Origin of the sequence: Actinomadura syzygii, assembly GCF_008085905.1 — a bacterium.
Lineage (GTDB): Bacteria > Actinomycetota > Actinomycetes > Streptosporangiales > Streptosporangiaceae > Spirillospora > Spirillospora syzygii.
The window spans coordinates 525,171-541,661 of the sequence record NZ_VSFF01000006.1 but is presented as its reverse complement, the minus strand read 5'-3'; the positions used below and the strand labels follow the sequence as shown (position 1 = coordinate 541,661).

15 protein-coding genes are annotated in these 16,491 nt (G+C 69.5%); 10 read left to right on the top strand and 5 right to left on the bottom strand.

Going from position 1 to position 16,491, the window contains the following annotated elements; all coding sequences use genetic code 11:
• Positions 1-25: 25 nt before the first annotated feature.
• From FXF65_RS17760 to FXF65_RS17725, 8 genes are all read left to right on the top strand, one after another.
• Positions 26-1,165: a DNA polymerase III subunit delta' gene (locus FXF65_RS17760; protein WP_148351058.1), complete on the top strand. Its 1,140-nt coding sequence runs from the start codon at positions 26-28 to the stop codon at positions 1,163-1,165.
• Between the two features lie 305 nt (positions 1,166-1,470).
• Positions 1,471-3,075 carry a S8 family peptidase gene (locus FXF65_RS17755; protein WP_246198860.1) on the top strand — a complete coding sequence of 535 codons (1,605 nt, stop codon included), beginning with the start codon at positions 1,471-1,473 and terminating at the stop codon, positions 3,073-3,075.
• Between the two features lie 74 nt (positions 3,076-3,149).
• On the top strand, positions 3,150-3,629 hold the full coding sequence (locus FXF65_RS17750; protein ID WP_148351056.1) for a low molecular weight protein-tyrosine-phosphatase: 480 nt from the start codon (positions 3,150-3,152) through the stop codon (positions 3,627-3,629).
• Entirely contained in the window at positions 3,630-4,475 is an 846-nt protein-coding gene (locus FXF65_RS17745) for a fructosamine kinase family protein (protein ID WP_148351055.1), read from the top strand.
• A gap of 139 nt (positions 4,476-4,614) precedes the next feature.
• Positions 4,615-5,619 (top strand): TolB-like translocation protein, encoded by a 1,005-nt coding sequence (locus tag FXF65_RS17740; RefSeq protein ID WP_148351054.1) that lies wholly within the window; start codon positions 4,615-4,617, stop codon positions 5,617-5,619.
• Positions 5,620-5,750: 131 nt separating this feature from the next.
• On the top strand, positions 5,751-6,569 hold the full coding sequence (locus tag FXF65_RS17735) for a PSP1 domain-containing protein (RefSeq protein WP_378234435.1): 819 nt from the start codon (positions 5,751-5,753) through the stop codon (positions 6,567-6,569).
• Between the two features lie 145 nt (positions 6,570-6,714).
• Positions 6,715-7,383, top strand: a complete 669-nt coding sequence (locus FXF65_RS17730) for a S1 family peptidase (protein WP_148351053.1) — start codon at positions 6,715-6,717, stop codon at positions 7,381-7,383.
• Between the two features lie 44 nt (positions 7,384-7,427).
• A complete protein-coding gene (locus tag FXF65_RS17725) occupies positions 7,428-8,267 on the top strand; it encodes a GNAT family N-acetyltransferase (protein WP_148351052.1) in 840 nt (279 codons plus the stop codon).
• Here the strand turns inward: FXF65_RS17725 and FXF65_RS17720 are convergent.
• From FXF65_RS17720 to FXF65_RS17700, 5 genes are all read right to left on the bottom strand, one after another.
• On the bottom strand, positions 8,237-9,364 hold the full coding sequence (locus FXF65_RS17720; RefSeq protein ID WP_148351051.1) for a fatty acid desaturase family protein: 1,128 nt from the start codon (positions 9,362-9,364) through the stop codon (positions 8,237-8,239). The two genes, FXF65_RS17725 and FXF65_RS17720, sit on opposite strands and share 31 nt — an antisense overlap.
• A 12-nt stretch (positions 9,365-9,376) precedes the next feature.
• Positions 9,377-10,450 (bottom strand): ferredoxin reductase, encoded by a 1,074-nt coding sequence (locus tag FXF65_RS17715; protein ID WP_246198859.1) that lies wholly within the window; start codon positions 10,448-10,450, stop codon positions 9,377-9,379.
• A gap of 643 nt (positions 10,451-11,093) precedes the next feature.
• Positions 11,094-11,396 carry a hypothetical protein gene (locus FXF65_RS17710; RefSeq protein ID WP_148351050.1) on the bottom strand — a complete coding sequence of 101 codons (303 nt, stop codon included), beginning with the start codon at positions 11,394-11,396 and terminating at the stop codon, positions 11,094-11,096.
• A gap of 247 nt (positions 11,397-11,643) precedes the next feature.
• A complete protein-coding gene (locus FXF65_RS17705; RefSeq protein ID WP_148351049.1) occupies positions 11,644-12,396 on the bottom strand; it encodes a DUF427 domain-containing protein in 753 nt (250 codons plus the stop codon).
• A 205-nt stretch (positions 12,397-12,601) separates the two neighbouring features.
• Positions 12,602-14,089, bottom strand: a complete 1,488-nt coding sequence (locus FXF65_RS17700; RefSeq protein ID WP_187412355.1) for an MDR family MFS transporter — start codon at positions 14,087-14,089, stop codon at positions 12,602-12,604.
• Positions 14,090-14,189: 100 nt separating this feature from the next.
• Here FXF65_RS17700 and FXF65_RS17695 point away from each other — a divergent pair, with 100 nt between their 5' ends.
• Entirely contained in the window at positions 14,190-14,891 is a 702-nt protein-coding gene (locus tag FXF65_RS17695) for a TetR/AcrR family transcriptional regulator (protein WP_187412354.1), read from the top strand.
• A 112-nt stretch (positions 14,892-15,003) separates the two neighbouring features.
• Positions 15,004-16,467 carry an alpha/beta hydrolase gene (locus FXF65_RS17690; protein WP_246198855.1) on the top strand — a complete coding sequence of 488 codons (1,464 nt, stop codon included), beginning with the start codon at positions 15,004-15,006 and terminating at the stop codon, positions 16,465-16,467.
• Positions 16,468-16,491: the final 24 nt, after the last annotated feature.

Sequence of the window (16,491 nt, the reverse complement as noted above, 5' to 3'; positions counted from 1 at the left end):
CTCGTGCCCGGCTAGCCTTTGAACCATGAGCGTGTGGGACGACCTCGTGGGCCAGGAGCCGGTCATCGCGCAGTTGTCGGCGGCCGCGGGAGGCGGGGGCGGTCTCGCGCATGCCTGGCTGTTCACCGGCCCGCCCGGGGTGGGACGCTCCACCGCCGCCCGCGCGTTCGCGGCGGCCCTCCAGTGCGAGGAGACGCCGCGCGGCTGCGGGCACTGCCCGTCCTGCCACCAGGTCCTCCAGGGGACGCACGCGGACGTCGAGCTGATCCGTCCGGCCGGGCTGTCGTACGGCGCGGCGCAGGCGCGGAAGCTGGTGCTGCGCGCGTCGACGGCGCCGAGCGGCGGACGCTGGCAGATCGCCCTGTTCGAGGACGCCCACCGCGCGACGGAACCGGCCGCGAACGTCCTGCTGAAGGCGATCGAGGAGCCCCCGCCGCGGACGCTCTGGCTGCTCTGCACCCCGTCCCCGGACGACCTGCTCGTGACGATCAAGTCGCGCTGCCGGGTGGTGACGCTGCGGACGCCGCCGGTCCGGGCGGTCGCGGACATGCTGGTCCAGCGGGTGGGCGTCGCCCCGGGCGCGGCGGAGTCGGCGGCGCGGATGGCGCAGGGCGACGTCGGGCAGGCGCGCCGCCTCGCGACGGACCCGGAGGCGCGCGGCCGGTACGAGGCCGTCATGGCGGTGCCGCGCCGGCTGACGTCGGTGGGCCCGGCGGTCGCGGCGGCGGAGGCGATCGTGAAGGCGGCCGAGGCGGAGGCGGCGGCGCAGACCGCGGAGCTGGACGACGGGGAGACGACGGCGCTGCGCAAGGCGCTCGGCGAGAGCGAGAAGGGCCGCATGCCGCGCGGGACGGCGGGCGCCCTGAAGGAGCTCGCCGACCGGCAGAAATCGCGGGCGACGCGGCTGAAGCGCGACTCGCTCGACCGGACGCTGCTCGACCTCGCGTCCTATTACCGGGACGTCCTGACGTTGCAGCTCGGCGCGGGCAGCGAGCTGGTGAACGTCGACCTCGGTCCCGAGCTGCGGACGGCGGCGCGGAACGGGCGTCCGGAGGACACGCTGCGCCGCCTCGACGCGATCATGGCGTGCCGGGAGCGGCTGGAGGCGAACGTCAACCCGCTGCTGGCGGTCGAGGCGCTCACGCTCGCCCTCCGCACCGGCTGAACCGCGGCCCGCACCGCGCGCCCGGGGTTGGAGCGCTGCCGGGCGGCCCTTCGGGTGTCGGACGGACGTCCGGAACCCCGGCTTACATGAGATCTCCCTTTTCGTTACATAACCGTTCGCATCTCTCAACGGGAACTCGCGTACCTTCGCCTGGCTTGGTCCCCATTTCTCGGGTCTGCTCCCCAACGGCCAGGAGGTCTGCTTTGCGGCGAGCCTTGATTTCCGCGGCGTGCGCCGTCACGACGGTGACGGCGCTCGCGTTCCCAGCGTCAGCGGCTCCGAACCCAACGCAGGCGAAGGGTGAGGTGTCGGAGTACGTCGTCCTCTACAAGGAGGGCGTCTCCCCGGACTCGGCGCACCGCGCGGTGCGGTCGGCCGGGGGTTCGATCGTCCGCGAGAACACCGACGTGGGCGTCGCCACCGTCCGTTCCGACAACCCCGGGTTCCTCCACGCCGCGATGCGCGAGCGGGCGTTGGACGGCGCCGCGCGCAACCGCGTCATCGGCGAGGCCCCGAAGACGCCGAAGAAGAAGGCCGCGAACGTCGAGCGGACGGTCGGCACCAAGTCCAGGGCGGCCCTCGCCGGAAAGCCGTCCAAGAACAAGGAGCCGCTCGCCGATCTGCAGTGGGACATGAAGCAGATCCACGCGACGGCTGACGGCTCGTACAAGAAGGAGCCCGGCGACAAGCGCGTGCTCGTCGGCGTCCTCGACACCGGCGTGGACGGCGACCACCCCGACATCGCGCCGAACTTCAACCGCAAACTCAGCCGCAATTTCACGACCGACATCCCGACCGACGCGAACGGCGCGGAGGTCGACGGGCCGTGCGAGTTCAAGTCGTGCGTCGACCCCAACGACTGGGACGACAACGACCACGGCACGCACGTCGCGTCCACGATCGCCTCGCCGCGCAACGGGCTCGGCATGGCGGGCGTCGCGCCGAACGTCTCGATCGTCAACATCCGCGTCGGGCAGGACTCCGGCTACTTCTTCCTCCAGCCGACCGTTGACGGCCTGACGTATGCGGCGAAGAACGGCATCGACGTCGTCAACATGTCGTACTACGTGGACCCCTGGCTCTACAACTGCGCGAACAACCCCGCGGACAAGCCCGAGGACCAGCTCGAACAGCGCACCATCATCACGGCCGTGCAGCGGGCGCTGGACTTCGCGCACGAGCGGAACGTCACGCTGATCTCCGCCGCGGGCAACGAGCAGGTCGACTACACGAAGACCAACGTGGACACCACGAGCCCCGACTTCGCGTCCGAGCCGGGGGAGACGCCGTACGAGCGGACCGTCCCGGCGAGCTGCGTGTCGATGCCGACCGAGGGCGAGCACGTCATCCCGATCTCGGCGACCGGCCCGAGCACCCGCAAGTCGTACTACAGCAGCTACGGCAACGGGTACGTGGCGGTGGCCGCGCCCGGCGGCGACAAGGTCGACACGACCGACCAGCGTCCGGACGACCGCGCCGGGATCTGGGCCGCCTACCCCGAGCGGCTGGCGAAGGCCCGCGGCGAGCTGAACGCCGACGGGACGCCGAAGACGCCGAACATCATCCGCAGCTGCAAGGGCGACAAGTGCGCCTACTACCAGTCGATCCAGGGGACGTCGATGGCGTCGCCGCACGCGGTCGGCGTCGCGGCCCTCATCGTCAGCCGGTACGGGCACCGGGACCGCGACGGCGGCCTCACCCTCGACCCGCGCGTCGTCGAGGGCATCCTGCGCGGCACCGCGACCGTCAAGGACTGCCCGGACCCGCGGTCGTTCGAGTACGTCTGGTACACCCAGCAGGACGGCAAGTGGGTCAAGCACACGTCGACCCAGACCTGTGAAGGCTCGAAGGGCCAGAACGGGTTCTTCGGCAGCGGCATCGTGGACGCGCTGAACGCCGTCCGACGCTGACCGTCCTTTTCGCAACGGCCCCCGGCTTCCCCGCCGGGGGCCGTTCGTTTCGGGGCCTCGGGCATGATGGAGGCATGCCGTACCGAGTCACGTTCGTCTGCACGGGCAACATCTGCCGCTCCCCGATGGCCGAGTGGGTCCTGCGCCACCACGTGGCGGAGGAGGGTCTGGACGCCGAGGTCGACAGCTCGGGCACCGGCTCCTGGCACGTCGGCGACGGCGCCGACGAGCGGACGGTCGAGACGCTGCGCCGGGCGGGCTACCGGTCGGCGCACCTCGCCCGGCAGTTCGAGCCCGGCTGGTTCGACCGGTACGACCTGATCGTCGCCCTGGACGAGGGGCACCTCAACGCCCTGCGCGCCATGGCCCCGGGCGAGGAGGCGCGCGGCAGGATCCGGCTGCTGCGCGAGTTCGACCCGGACGCGGGCGCCGACCTCGACGTCCCCGACCCGTACTACGGCGACGACGCGGGCTTCGACCTCGTCCTGGAGCAGGTGGAGGCGGCGATGCCGGGCCTCCTTGAGGAGATCCGCGCGGCGCTCAAGGAGGGCTGAGTGCGCGCCCGGCTCGCGCGGCTCCTCGGCCTCGGCGTCGAGGACGTGCGCGGCCTCGGCTCCAGCCACGCGTGGACGCTGCACCGCGCGTCCCTCGCCGACGGGCGCGAGGTGTTCGTGAAGGCCGCGTCCGACCAGGCGGGAGTGTTCGCGGCGGAGGCCGCCGGGCTGCGCTGGCTGGGGGAGGCGGGGCCGGACGCGCCCGTCCCGGACGTGGTCGCCGCCGGCGAGCACATGCTCGTGCTGCCGTGGTTGGAGCCCGCGTCGCCGACGCCGTCCGCCGCGGAGCGGTTCGGACGCGAGCTGGCCGCCCTGCACACCGGCCGCCGTCCCGCCGAGTACGGCGCGCCGTGGGACGGCTTCATCGCCGACCTGCCCCTCGACAACACCCTCTCCGAAGGCCGTGACTGGCCCGCCTGGTACGCGGAGCGGCGGCTCGAACCGTACCTGCGGGACGGCGCCCGGCACCTGTCGTCCGGCGAGATCCGGCTCGTCGAGCGGGTCATCGAGGACATCGGGACGCTCGCCGGTCCGCCCGAGCCGCCGAGCCGCATCCACGGCGACCTGTGGTCGGGGAACGTCCAGTGGACCGGCGACCGCGCGCTCCTCATCGACCCGGCGGCGCACGGCGGCCACCGCGAGACCGACCTTGCGATGATGGCGCTGTTCGGCACGCCGCAGCTCGACCGAGTCCTCGCCGCCTACGACGAGGCCGCCCCGCTCGCCGACGGGTGGCGCGCACGTATCCCGTTGCACCAGCTGCATCCGCTGCTTGTGCATGTGGTGCTGTTCGGTACGACGTATGGTGCCACTCTGGCCGAGGCCGCCCGCGCGGCGCTCGGCTGACGGGCGGCGCGCGGGCGGCACGCGGGCGGCGCGGCTTCGTTGCGACGCGATAACTCCGCATTGATGGCTGTTTGTCGCGAGGTAGATGAGATAGAAACGACGGGCGAACTTTCGAGAGAGGCAGGTGCGGGGCGACCCCATGGAAGGCAAGCACGATGACCCATCCCCCGGGACGCGTCTCGGTGTCGGCTCGCTGCGGGGCGCCGTCCCGCTCAGTGCCGCGGCGGCGCTGGCGCTCTTCGTCGCGGGCGGCCTCGACGTGGTGCACCGCCACCAGCGCTCCGCCGAGGAGGAGCACGAGGCGAAGCCCGCCGCCGAGGCGCGCAAGACCGAGCCGCGGTTCGTGGTCGGGGTCGCCGCGACCGGGACGGCGCTGATCGTCCGGGACGTCCGCACCGGCGCCGACGTCGGGCTCCCCGTCGCCGCGCCGCAGGGCCGCCGCTTCCACCGCGTCGCCGCCGCGAAGGACGGCTCGTACGTCGTGGCGTCCTACGCCGCGGGCAGGGTCGCGTTCCACCGCCTCCACCTCGACGCGGACGGACGTCCGAAAGACCTCCAGGACCTTTCCAAGGCCGCCGTCGCGGGCGCGTCCACCTCCTGGTCGGACCTCGCCGTCAGCCCGGACGGCGACCGCGTCGCCTACGTCACCTACCGAGGGGCGCGCGGCAGCGTGACCGTCGTGTCCGCCGAGTCCGGCGCCCGCAAGGCGTGGACGACCCGCGCGCCGGGACGGCTCAGCGCCCTGTCCTGGGCCGGGACGACGCTCTCGTTCGTGTGGAGCCCCGTCGGCGGTCCGGGTGAGGCCGGACATCAGGTGCGGGCGCTCGACCTGCGCGGCGCCGGGGGCGACCTCAAGGTCAGCAAGGTCGTCCTGACCCTCCCGAAGGGCGCGTCCACGGCGGTTCTCAGCCGGGACGGACGGGGCTTCGTCGCGGGCTTCGTCCAGAACTCGCAGCTCTCCGTGCAGACGTACAGCCTGACCGGCCGGCCCGGCAAGGTGCTGTGGCGGCAGAAGGTGGACGGCGCCCTGACCGGCCTGCATCCCGCCCACACCGGGAAGGGCGTGCTGGCCTCGGCGGGCGACCTCTACGTCCAGGACGCGCGACCCGTCCCCGGCAGGGACCTGGCCGACGCCGCCTGGTGACGGCCGGCTGGCGCATGCTCGCCTGGTGATCGTCTTTTTTCAGTCCGGATGCCCCGTTTAGGGACGGGTGCGGACGTCCTAAAGTGGGACGCACGGAACCGGGCGAACGGAGCGAAACCGTGGGCATGGTGATGGCAGTGAGCTTCACCCGTTACGGCCGGCTCTACTACCTCGACCCCGGTCCGCACAGCCCGAGCGTCGGCGACAAGGTCCTCGTCCCCACCGACTCCGGGCCGGAGGTCGCCGAATGCGTGTGGGCGCCGCAGTGGGTGTCCGACGACATCGGCGACCTGCCGGAATGCGCCGGACCCGCCGCCGACGAGCACCTCGCCCGCGACGAGGCCAACCGCCGCCGCCGCGCCGAGGGGCGCTCCATCGCCAAGCGCCTGATCCGCAAGCACGACCTGCCGATGAAGGTCATCGGCGTCGACTTCCTGGACGCCGACAACGTCTTCAAGATCTACTTCACGGCGCCGCACCGGGTGGACTTCCGCGCCCTCGTCCGCGACCTCGCCCGGGGGATCAAGGCGCGGGTCGAACTGCGCCAGGTCGGCCCGCGCGACGAGGCCCGCCTCCAGGGCGGTATCGGCCCGTGCGGACGCGACCTCTGCTGCGCCACCTTCCTCAAGGATTTCGAGCCCGTCTCCGTCCGAATGGCGAAAGACCAGGATCTGCCCGTCAATCCACTGCGGATCGCCGGGGCCTGCGGGCGGCTGATGTGCTGCCTGAAATATGAGCACCCGCTATACGTGAAGGCGCACGAGAAGATGCCGTCGCTCGGCTCCCGCGTGGACACGCCGAACGGCTCGGGCCAGGTGATCGGACGGAACGTCCCGGCGGACACGGTGACCGTCCGGCTGAACGGCGGCGGACGCTGCTCCTGCCCGTCCGCGTCGGTCTGCTCGCCGCGCAAGCAGCACGACGCGCAGTACAACTCGGACGAGGGCTGACCGGGCTTTTCGCGATCGTGGTCGTGAACTTGATATACGGCCGCGGCTGATCTTGGCACTTTCGTCCCCTTGCCGGGACGGCCGGAATTCCGCAGCATTCCGGATAACCCGTGTCCTGGGCGCCTAATCCCCCGCAGGAGGCCCCGTGAGATTCCGTATCGCCGCGCTTACCACCGGCGTCACCGCCGTTATCGTCACCCTCGCCCCGGCCGCGTCCGCCGCGTCCGGGACCGCTCCCGCTCCGTCCGGGCCCGAGGGCGGTGACGCGATCTTCGCGCCCGGCGGCGTCCGCTGCACGCTGGCCTTCAACGTGCGCAGGGGCGGCGCCTACTCCTTCCTGACCGCGGGCGGCTGCGCGAAGCAGGGGCTGAACCTCTACGGCGACCCGGGCCTGACCATCGAGCTCGGCACGGTCGTCGCCGTGAACGGCCTCGTCGGACTCGCCCGCTACACCGACCCGCACGTGGAAAGGCCGGGCAGCGTCCACCTTTTCCCCGGGTCGCAGGACATCACCAGGTCGGGCCGCGCCACCGTCGGGCAGACGGTCTGCACCAGCGGTTCCACCACCGGCAGGCGCTGCGGCACCGTGAAGGCGCTCAACATCGCCGTGAACACGCCCGAGGGGACGATCACGGGATTGGCGATGACGTCCATCTGCGCCGAACCCGGCGACAATCCGGGTGCGCCCTACTTCAGCGGCGACATGGCCCTCGGCGTCGGAATCGGCGGCCAGGGCGGCTGCGCTTCGGGCGGATCGTCCTTCTACAAGCCGGTCACCGATGTGCTGAATGCCTTCGGCGCCGAGGTCTACTGAATTTCAGTTGTGCGCCGGGACGCGGGTGACCTAGCGTCCCGGGCATGATCTCACCGGTGTCGAACCGGCCCGTGCGGCTGCTGGGAATCGACGATCTGGCCGCCTGCCAGCGGCTCGCCATCGGCCGGAACTGGGGGCCCGAGGACCGCAAATGGCGGTTCCTGTTCTCCGTGGGCGACGTCTACGGCGTGGATGGCTCTGGCGGTGAGCTCGCGGGGACGGTCGTGTCCACGCCGTACGGCAAGGACGTCGCCGCCATAAGCATGGTGCTGGTCGCCGAACGCCATGAACGGCAGGGCTTGGGCGGTCGGATGATGCGCCACGCCATGGACAATGCCGGGACGGCGAGCCTCTGCCTGACCGCCACCGACTACGGACGTCCTCTCTACGAACGCCTCGGATTCCGCACGGTCGGCCTTTGCACCACTTATACGGGAGAGGCCGGGAGCCTGGCCGGACGCGGAGTGTCCGTCCCTGTGGAGGACGCCGACATGCCCGCCATCCATGCCCTGGACGCGGAAGTCTTCGGCGCCGACCGTTCGCTGATGCTCAACGGCCTTCCGGCGTTCTGCGAATCATTCCGCGTCGTCCGGGACGGCTCCGGGATCAAGGGTTTCGGAGGCGTATGGCGGAACGGCGACCAGGCCGTCATCGGCCCGGTCATCGCTTTGGACGCCGAAACCGCGATCGCCCTCATCGAGGAGGTCGTCCCGCCGGACGGCCTGACCCGGCTCGACATCGACCACCGCCATCCGGAACTGGTCGACTGGGCCGAAGCACACGGCCTGCGTCCCGCATTCACGACCACGGTGATGGAATACGGGGAGCCCATCTCCGGAGATCCGTCCCGCCTTTACCTGCCGGTCGCCCAGGCCCTCGGCTGAGGCAGCGCCTTTCCTTTACGCCCGCGCGCCCGCGCGGCCCGGGGAGGCACCGAGTACTGGAAGATCTTCTTCCACGTGCTCGCGACCTGCTTCGACAGCGACCCCGTGTGGTACGGCAGGTCGTACTTCGCGCACAGCGCCCGGACGCGCGGCGCGATCTCGGCGTAGCGGTTGCTCGGGATGTCCGGGAACAGATGGTGCTCGATCTGGTGGCTGAGATTGCCGGTCATCAGATGGAACAGGCTCCCGCCCGAGATGTTCCCCGAGCCGAGGAGTTGCCGGACGTACCATTCGCCCTTCGTCTCGCCCTCCAGCCGCTCTTCCTCGAACAACTCGATGTCGCCGGGGAAATGCCCGCAGAAGATGACCGTGTGGGCCCAGACGTTCCGGGCGACGTTCGCGGTGAAGTTCGCCGCCAGCGTCGAGAAGAACTGCGGACCGCTCAGCAGCGGGAACGCCAGATAGTCCTTGCCCCATTGGCGGCGTATCTTGCGTCCGATCGCGCGGACCTTCTCCTTCGTCACCTTGGGGTCGTGCGTGCCGTCCTGGACCTCCTCGACCTCCATGTCGTGCATCGCGACGCCGTACTCGAAGAACATCGCCAGCAGCACGTTCAGGACCGGCTGGGCGAGGTGGATGCGCCGCCATTCCTGCTCAGGCGCGATGCGCAGCAGCCCGTAGCCGATGTCCCGGTCCTTGCCGAGGATGTTGGTGAACGTGTGGTGGACGAAATTGTGCGTGTGCTTCCACTGCGCGGAGGGGGACACGTTGTCCCACTCCCAGGTCGTGGAATGGATTTTCGGGTCACGCATCCAGTCCCACTGGCCGTGCATGACGTTGTGTCCTATCTCCATGTTCTCCAGGACCTTCGCGAGGGTCAGCGCGGTCGTCCCGGCGACCCAGGCGGGCGGCACCGACGACGCCATCAGCAGCGCCCGGCCGCCCGCCTCCAGCCCGCGCTGCCAGCGGATCACCCGGTGGATGTAGGCGGAGTCGCGCTCGCCGAGGTCGGCGGCGATCTCGTCGCGGAGGGCGTCCAGTTCGCGGGCGATGGCGTCGTAGTCGGCGGCCGTGAGATGGGCCGTGGTGGTCGTCATGTCCGTCCTCCTTCAGAGTTCGATTTCCACAGGACCGGCGGCGGCCGAGACGCACGTCTGCACGATCTCGCCCTCCTCGCCGTGCACCTCGCCGGTGCGCAGGTCGCGGACCTTGCCCGAGCACAGCCGCCCGACGCAGGAGTGGCAGATGCCCATCCGGCAGCCGCTCGGCAGCAGCGCCCCGGCCTCCTCCCCGGCGACCAGCAGCGGGGTCTTTCCGTCGGCCTCGACCTCGACGCCGCTCCGGGCGAAACGGACGAGCCCGCCCTCGCCGCCGTCCCCGCCGTCCAGGACGGTCCGGAACCGCTCGACGCGCAGCTTCTCCTCGACTCCCGCGGCCCGCCAGTGGGCGGTGAGATCGTCCAGCATGTCGCCGGGACCGCACGCCCACGCCTCCCGCTCGGCCCAGTCCGGGCAGATCAGCCCCAGGTCGGACGGCTTGATCCGCCCGTCCGCCTCCGTGTGCCGCTCGTGCAGGCGCAGCCCGTCCATCCCACGAAGCTCGGCCCCGAAGATGACATCGCCCGAGGTGTGGTCCGAATGAACAAGCACCGCGTCCTTCGTCCCGCGAAGGTGCCGCAGAATGGCCATGACCGGCGTGATCCCGCTGCCCGCCGTCACGAACAGCAGCTTTCGCGGGACGGACGCGGGCAGCACGAAGTCCCCGTCCGCCGCCGCGAGTCGCAGGATCGTCCCCGGCCGGACATTCCGGACGAGATGCGCGGAGACCACCCCGTCCGGCGCCGCCTTGACCGTGATCGTGATGCGCCCGTCCCGGCGCGGCGGGGACGACAGCGAGAACGTCCGCCAGTGCCGCACGCCGCCGACGTCCACGCCGACCTTGACCCACTGCCCCGGACGATGCCCCCGCCAGGCCCGTCCCGGCCTGATCATCAGCGTGGCCGCACCGGGCGCCTCATGCCGGACGGCTTCGACCCGTCCGCGCAACTCGTCCGCCGACCACAGCGGGTTGACCAGCCCGAGATAGTCCTCCGGCAGGAGCGGCGTGGTGAGCCGCCGCGCGACCCCCGCGACCCGCCGCGACCCGCCGCCGAACCGCCCCGCACGCCGCGATGCCGCACCCACGATGCCTCCCGGGATGGAGCCCAACCTACGTTTGCGTAACTTACGGAACCGTAGGAACCCGCTCAACCCCCGACCACCAAAAAGCGACCGGCATCACAACACCGCAAAGAACACAGTGTTCAGAGCTTCCCGGCCAGACGATCACCGCCAACGGCGCGCGCGTTCCGAAGGACTACCGCTCATGCTCGCCCCGCCAGCCGAAGGTGCCTACCCGCCAGCAGTGAGCAGAACATTCGGCCGAACGACCACCGCCACCGACGCACGTCATGAAGAGCCACCGGTCACACCCGCCCGCCAGTCGCGGACGCTCACCGATCACCTTGATCGGAGCACCTGGCTGGACGAGGCGGCGTTCCGAAGGGCTACCGTCAGCGCTCAATCCGCCGCTCACGCGTGCCTCTCGATCAGCGGCTGGCAACACCATCCATAGCTGGACGATCGTCGGCGGGGGTGCGCATCTGGAGAGCCCCGGCCGCGCTGGTCCCGCCGGTCGCGAGCGTTCTACCGACCAGCGGTCAGCAGAACGCGAGGCTGGATGGCCCTCCGCTAGCGGAGCACCATTAGACGGCTACAGACAGCCACCCCTAGCGGGTCGCGGACGCCCGCTGACCGACGATCAGACTGCCCAGGCGGTCGGCCGCTGTCACCCCGGGCGAGTTTTGGCTCCACTTCTGGTTCGGAATGCCGCGGCCGCCGGAGAGTCTTGTCGCTGGAGCCAGTCGTCGAAGTCCTCGCGGCGATGGCCGGGGTCGGCGGGCATCAGCCGTATCTGGGGCCGTTCGTCGATCGACCAGATCGTGAAGTCGCAGGTGGTGCCTTCAACGGGCCAGCGCGTGAAGTCATCGGGAAGGTGCAGGACGTCGACGAAGCCGCCGACGGGGAGGCCGAGTTCGACGCCGATGCCCGCGTACGCGCGCCGGGGAACCCAGACGACGGTGCCGGTCAAGAGTTGTCCGAGGTGAAGCTGGGGCCTGAGTAGAGTCCATGCCTCGGGGCCAAGCGGATAGAGCCCGCTACGCCAGGGCTTAAGGCTGTCACTGTCGTCGATGGAGACACCCCCAGAGAGGATTTCGACGGTTAGTGCATGTCGGCTCGGTTGGACGAAGCGGCCTGTCACTTCCACGTTCGACTCGTCCAAGGTCAGAGCGCAAATGGAACCGCGACGCAGTTAGGGCGTGCGCGGGGAGCGCGGCTTAGGCGAATGGACTGGTCGGACGCGGTTGCAGGACTCCGTCGACGAAAATGTCGACCTTCTCGCTGTAGAAGCAGACCAGCCCGGCAACCTTTCGACTCTCCTCCAGAGGAGTCGGATACGACCACGCCAGATCCTCGTGGACCTTGCCGCCCGCGCGCACGGACCAGTACTCAGCCGTGCCCTTGTACGGGCAGCGCGTCACCGTGTCGGTGTGTTCGAGCAGGTCCATCCGGACGTGCGTCTTCGGCAGGTAGTAGCGCACAGGCAGCCCCGTCTCGAACAGCAGCCGCGGGCTGGACGACTCCGCGGCCGTCACCCCGTCCACCTCGACCCGGACGTTCCGTGACGCAGCCAATACGTTCACTCGCGTATAGGGATCACGTGGGTGGACGAAGACCTCCTCGTCCTCCTCGAACCAGGCGTCCATCGCGTCCCACTCCAGGCGGACGAGCCCGCGGAGCTCCTCGATGGGCGAGTCGTTGTACCGAAGCGCGGCGCCCGGCCTCTCCGTGCCGTCCACTTTCACCGTGTAGGCGGTAGCGTCACCGCGGCTCGGCGAATGCTTGCCCGGCCCGTCCTCGACGAGCTCGGCCCGCACATCATCGACTGGAACGTAGTACGCCGGGTAGTAGGGGATCTCCCAGACGAGAACCGGCCTAACGGTGTCGGCCACCAGGTGACCGCCTAGATAAGCGCGGACACGCTTACCGCTCTCCTCGATCCGAACACTGGTCTTCCGCGATGTGCTCATGCCACCGCAACCGTTCCGGCGCTCGCCCTATTTCGACTCCGCGCCCTCGTGCAGCCTGGACCGTCGGCAATCAGCGAACCCCAGTCCGTCAAAGCCTCACCGACCAATTCGTCGCCATCAGGGTGCACGCGCTTCGGCAAGGCGCTGGTGTGCTGGGTTCTGCGGCATGTCCGCTCCATTCGTAGGTGGCGTGCCCGCTGTCAGATCAGGTGGACGTAACCGGAACCTCCTTCGGCCTGCGGGGAATGGCGAAGATCGGGAGGAGGGAGAGGAGCATGACGCCCGCCACCCACCAGAACGTCTCGGTGAAGGCGTTGGTCAGCAGCGTCGGCGTCTCGGCGGTGTGCTGGGCGGCGGCCTCGGCCAGGTTCCCGGACGCGCCCGGGATCTCGCCGCGGATCGCGATCTGCAGGATGATCGCCGCCACCGCGGTGCCCAGCGAGCTGCCCACCCGAACCAGGATGTTCGCCCCCGTCGTCGCGGCGGGCACGGCCTCCCGCGGCAGCCCCTGATAGCACAGGGCCATCAGGCAGGGAGTGATCAAGCCGTGGCCGAGTCCGACGAGGAGCATGCACGCCATGATCAGCTTGCTGCCGGTGTCGGGGTCGAGCGTGGTGAGCCCCATGATGCCGATGAGGACGAGCAGAACGCCGCCGATCGCGAACGAGCGTCCGCCGAACTTGTCGGCCAGCCGTCCCGACACCGCCATCGTGATCATCGCGCCGAGGCCGAGCGGGGCCAGCAGCCAGCCCGCGTCCAGGGCCGACTCCCCGCGGACGATTCCAGCGAACAGCGGGATGAGGATCATCACGCCGAAGATCGCCCCGCTGTAGAGGAAGAACCCGCCCGTGGCGCCGGCGAAGGCGCGGGTGCTCACGCGGCGCAGATCGATGAGCGCGCGGTCGCCGCTGCGCAGCGCGTGCACGAAGAACGCGACCACCAGAAGGCCCCCGCCGACGACGCCGCAGAGGAAGCGCGGCCCGGACAGGCTCGCCCCGTTCCCCGCCTCGGACAGCCCGTACACCAGGGCCGCCAGGCCGGGGGACAGCAGGAGCATCCCGAGGACGTCCAGCCGGGCGTCCTTGCTGCGTTCGGTGTCGCGCGGCAGCATCCGCAGTGCGGCGAGCAGCGCGACGGCACAGAACGGGATGTTGACGAAGAACATCCACCGCCAGCTCAGGTTGTCGACGATCACGCCGCCGAGCAGCGGCCCCAGCACCGGCCCGAGCATCGCGGGCACCGAGACGATGCTCATCACCCGTCCCATGCGGCTCGGGCCGGCCTCCCGGACGAGCATCATCTGCCCGACGGGCATCAGCATCCCGCCGCCGAGGCCCTGCAACACGCGAAACGCGACCAGCGAGGGCAGTGACCACGCGAGCCCGCACAGCAGGGACCCGGTGATGAACAGCAGGAGCGAGAACACCCACATCGTCCGAGTGCCGAACCGCTGAACCGACCAGCCGGTCATCGGAATCGCCATCGACAGCGCGAGCGTGTAGCCGGTCACCACCCACTGGATGGTCGACAGCGAAGTGTCGAAATCCTTGCCCAGCGTCGTCACCGCGACGTTCACGATCGTGCTGTCGAGGACGGTCATGATCGCGCCGAGCAGTACGACGATCGCGAGATTGCGCAGGTGAGGGTCGATGTTCTCCTTGGTCGCCGGCGCCTCGTCCTCGGTGGTGGTCATCCGGTCGCCTCTCGTCCGTACGCCGTATCGGTTCAACCGTACACCGTATCGAGCGGTCCGTACACCGTATCCATACGGCGTATCGGTTACGATCTCTGATATGGCAGATGTTTCGAGGTCAGGCGACGTGTGGACACGTCCGCGCGGCGGTCGTCGCCCGAAGCTGACGCGCGAGGCGATCATCGAAACCGCGGTCAACATCGCCGATGCCGAGGGTCTGGAGGCCGTGTCGATCCGCCGCATCGCGAACGAGTTGGGCGTCCGCGCGATGAGCCTTTACACCCACATCGCGGCCAAGCAGGACATTCTCGACCTCATGTACGACCAGGTCGCCGAAGAGGTCCTCCTCGAAGGCGAACTGCCGGACGACTGGCGCGAAGCGATGCTTCGCATAACGCGCAGGGAACGCGAGGTCGGTCTCAAGCATCCATGGATGTTCGAGTTGAGCCGTCTTTCGCCCCGCGTAGGACCGAACGGTCTGCGCCACGCGGAGCAGTCCCTCGCGGCCGCCTCCCGGCTCGCCGACGATCCGGAGAGCATGCTCGCCATCATCACAACGGTCGACTACTACATGTTGGGGTACACCCTCCGGGAACAGCACGTCCGCGAAGCCGGGATGGACGGTCTGCAACGCGCGCAGACCAGCCTGGTAGAGCAGGAGTACGTCCGCATCCTCATGGAAACCGGCGAGTTCCCTCACCTCAAGCCGCTCTTCGACGCGGGCATCGTCATCCAGGACGACTTCGAGCAGGGCCTCAACTGGCTGCTCGACGGCATTGAACACAAGTACGGAAGGAAGTAGTCTCTGCCGCCATGCCGACTTAGCGTAGGCGGCAGCACACGTTCCGCTACGACGAGACGGGGTCCAGGTGCGAGCAGCCAAGTTCATTGGTGTGACGACCATGCTCGCTCTGGTGACCGCCACCGGATGCAACGACGGCGAAGCGGACGAGACCGCGACCCCAGCGAGTGCCCCCGCGGGGCTCGGTTCGTTCTACGCACAGAAGCCGTCCTGGAAGAGCTGCGGTAGCGGTTTCGAGTGCGCCACCGTCCAAGTCCCCCTGGACTACGCCAAACCGACCGGCGAGAAGGTCGGTCTCTCCGTCATCAGGCTCCCGGCTGAGGACAAGTCCAACCGGATCGGCTCGCTGCTCACCAATCCTGGCGGCCCCGGTGGTACCGGCGTCGGCTTCGTCCGTCAGGCGGCGCGAGCATTCGGAAACGACCTCCGCCGCCGTTTCGACATCGTCGGCTTCGACCCGCGTGGTGTCGCCGCAAGCGCCCCCGTCCGCTGCAACACCGGACCCCAGCTCGACAGGTTCTTCGCCACCGACGTGTCCCCGGACAACCGCAACGAGACGAAAGTGCTCGCAGACGAAGGCAAGGAGTTCGCCGACAACTGCATGGCACGGGCCGCTGCCGAACTCCCTCACGTGGGCACGGTCAACGCCGCCCGCGACATGGACGTCATACGCGCCGCCTTGGGCGACACAAAGCTCACCTACTACGGCGCCTCCTACGGCACTTACCTCGGGGCGTACTACGCCGAACAGTTCCCTAAGAACGTCCGCGCCCTCGTCCTGGACGGAGCGGTCGACCCCACACTGTCCTCAACCGAGATGCTGGTCGAACAAGCCAAGGGCTTCGAGACCGCCCTCCGTGCCTTCGCCCAGGACTGCGTCAAGGCGGGCTTCTGCCGGTTCGGCGACACTGTCGACGCCGTCCTGGCCACGGTCTCGTCCCTCCTCGCCAAGACAGACAAGACACCCCTCAAGAACACCCGAGACCCACGTAAGGTCACCGAATCCCTCGCCGTCATGGGCATAGCGAGGGCCCTCTATGTCAAGGAGTACTGGCCCGTCCTACGCCAGGCCCTCACCAAGGCCACCCAAGAATCCGACGGCACCATGCTCCTGACCCTCGCGGACGAGATGGTCGAACGCAAGTCCGATGGCAGCTACAGCAACCAGACCGACGCCAACATGGCCATCAACTGCGTCGACAAGCCCAACCCACCGGACATCACCACCTACGGCAAGTCCGCCACCGAAGCCCAGGAGGTCGCGCCCCGCTTCGGCTCCTTCGTCGTCTGGGGCGGCCTACCGTGCGTCTACTGGCCCGTCCAGACCAAACAGGAGCCGAAGCCCATCGCCGCTAAGGGCGCCGCTCCCATCGTCGTCATCGGAACCATCCGCGACCCAGCAACCCCGTACAAGTGGGCTCAGAACCTCGCCGGCCAGCTCTCCAGCGGCGTCCTCCTCACCTTCGACGGCGACGGCCACACCGCCTACCTGCAGGGCAACCGGTGCATCACCGAAGCCACCAACAAGTACCTCCTGGACGCGGACCCGCCCAAGGACGGCACCACCTGCCGCTGAACAACTGGTGCGCACTCACCCCCG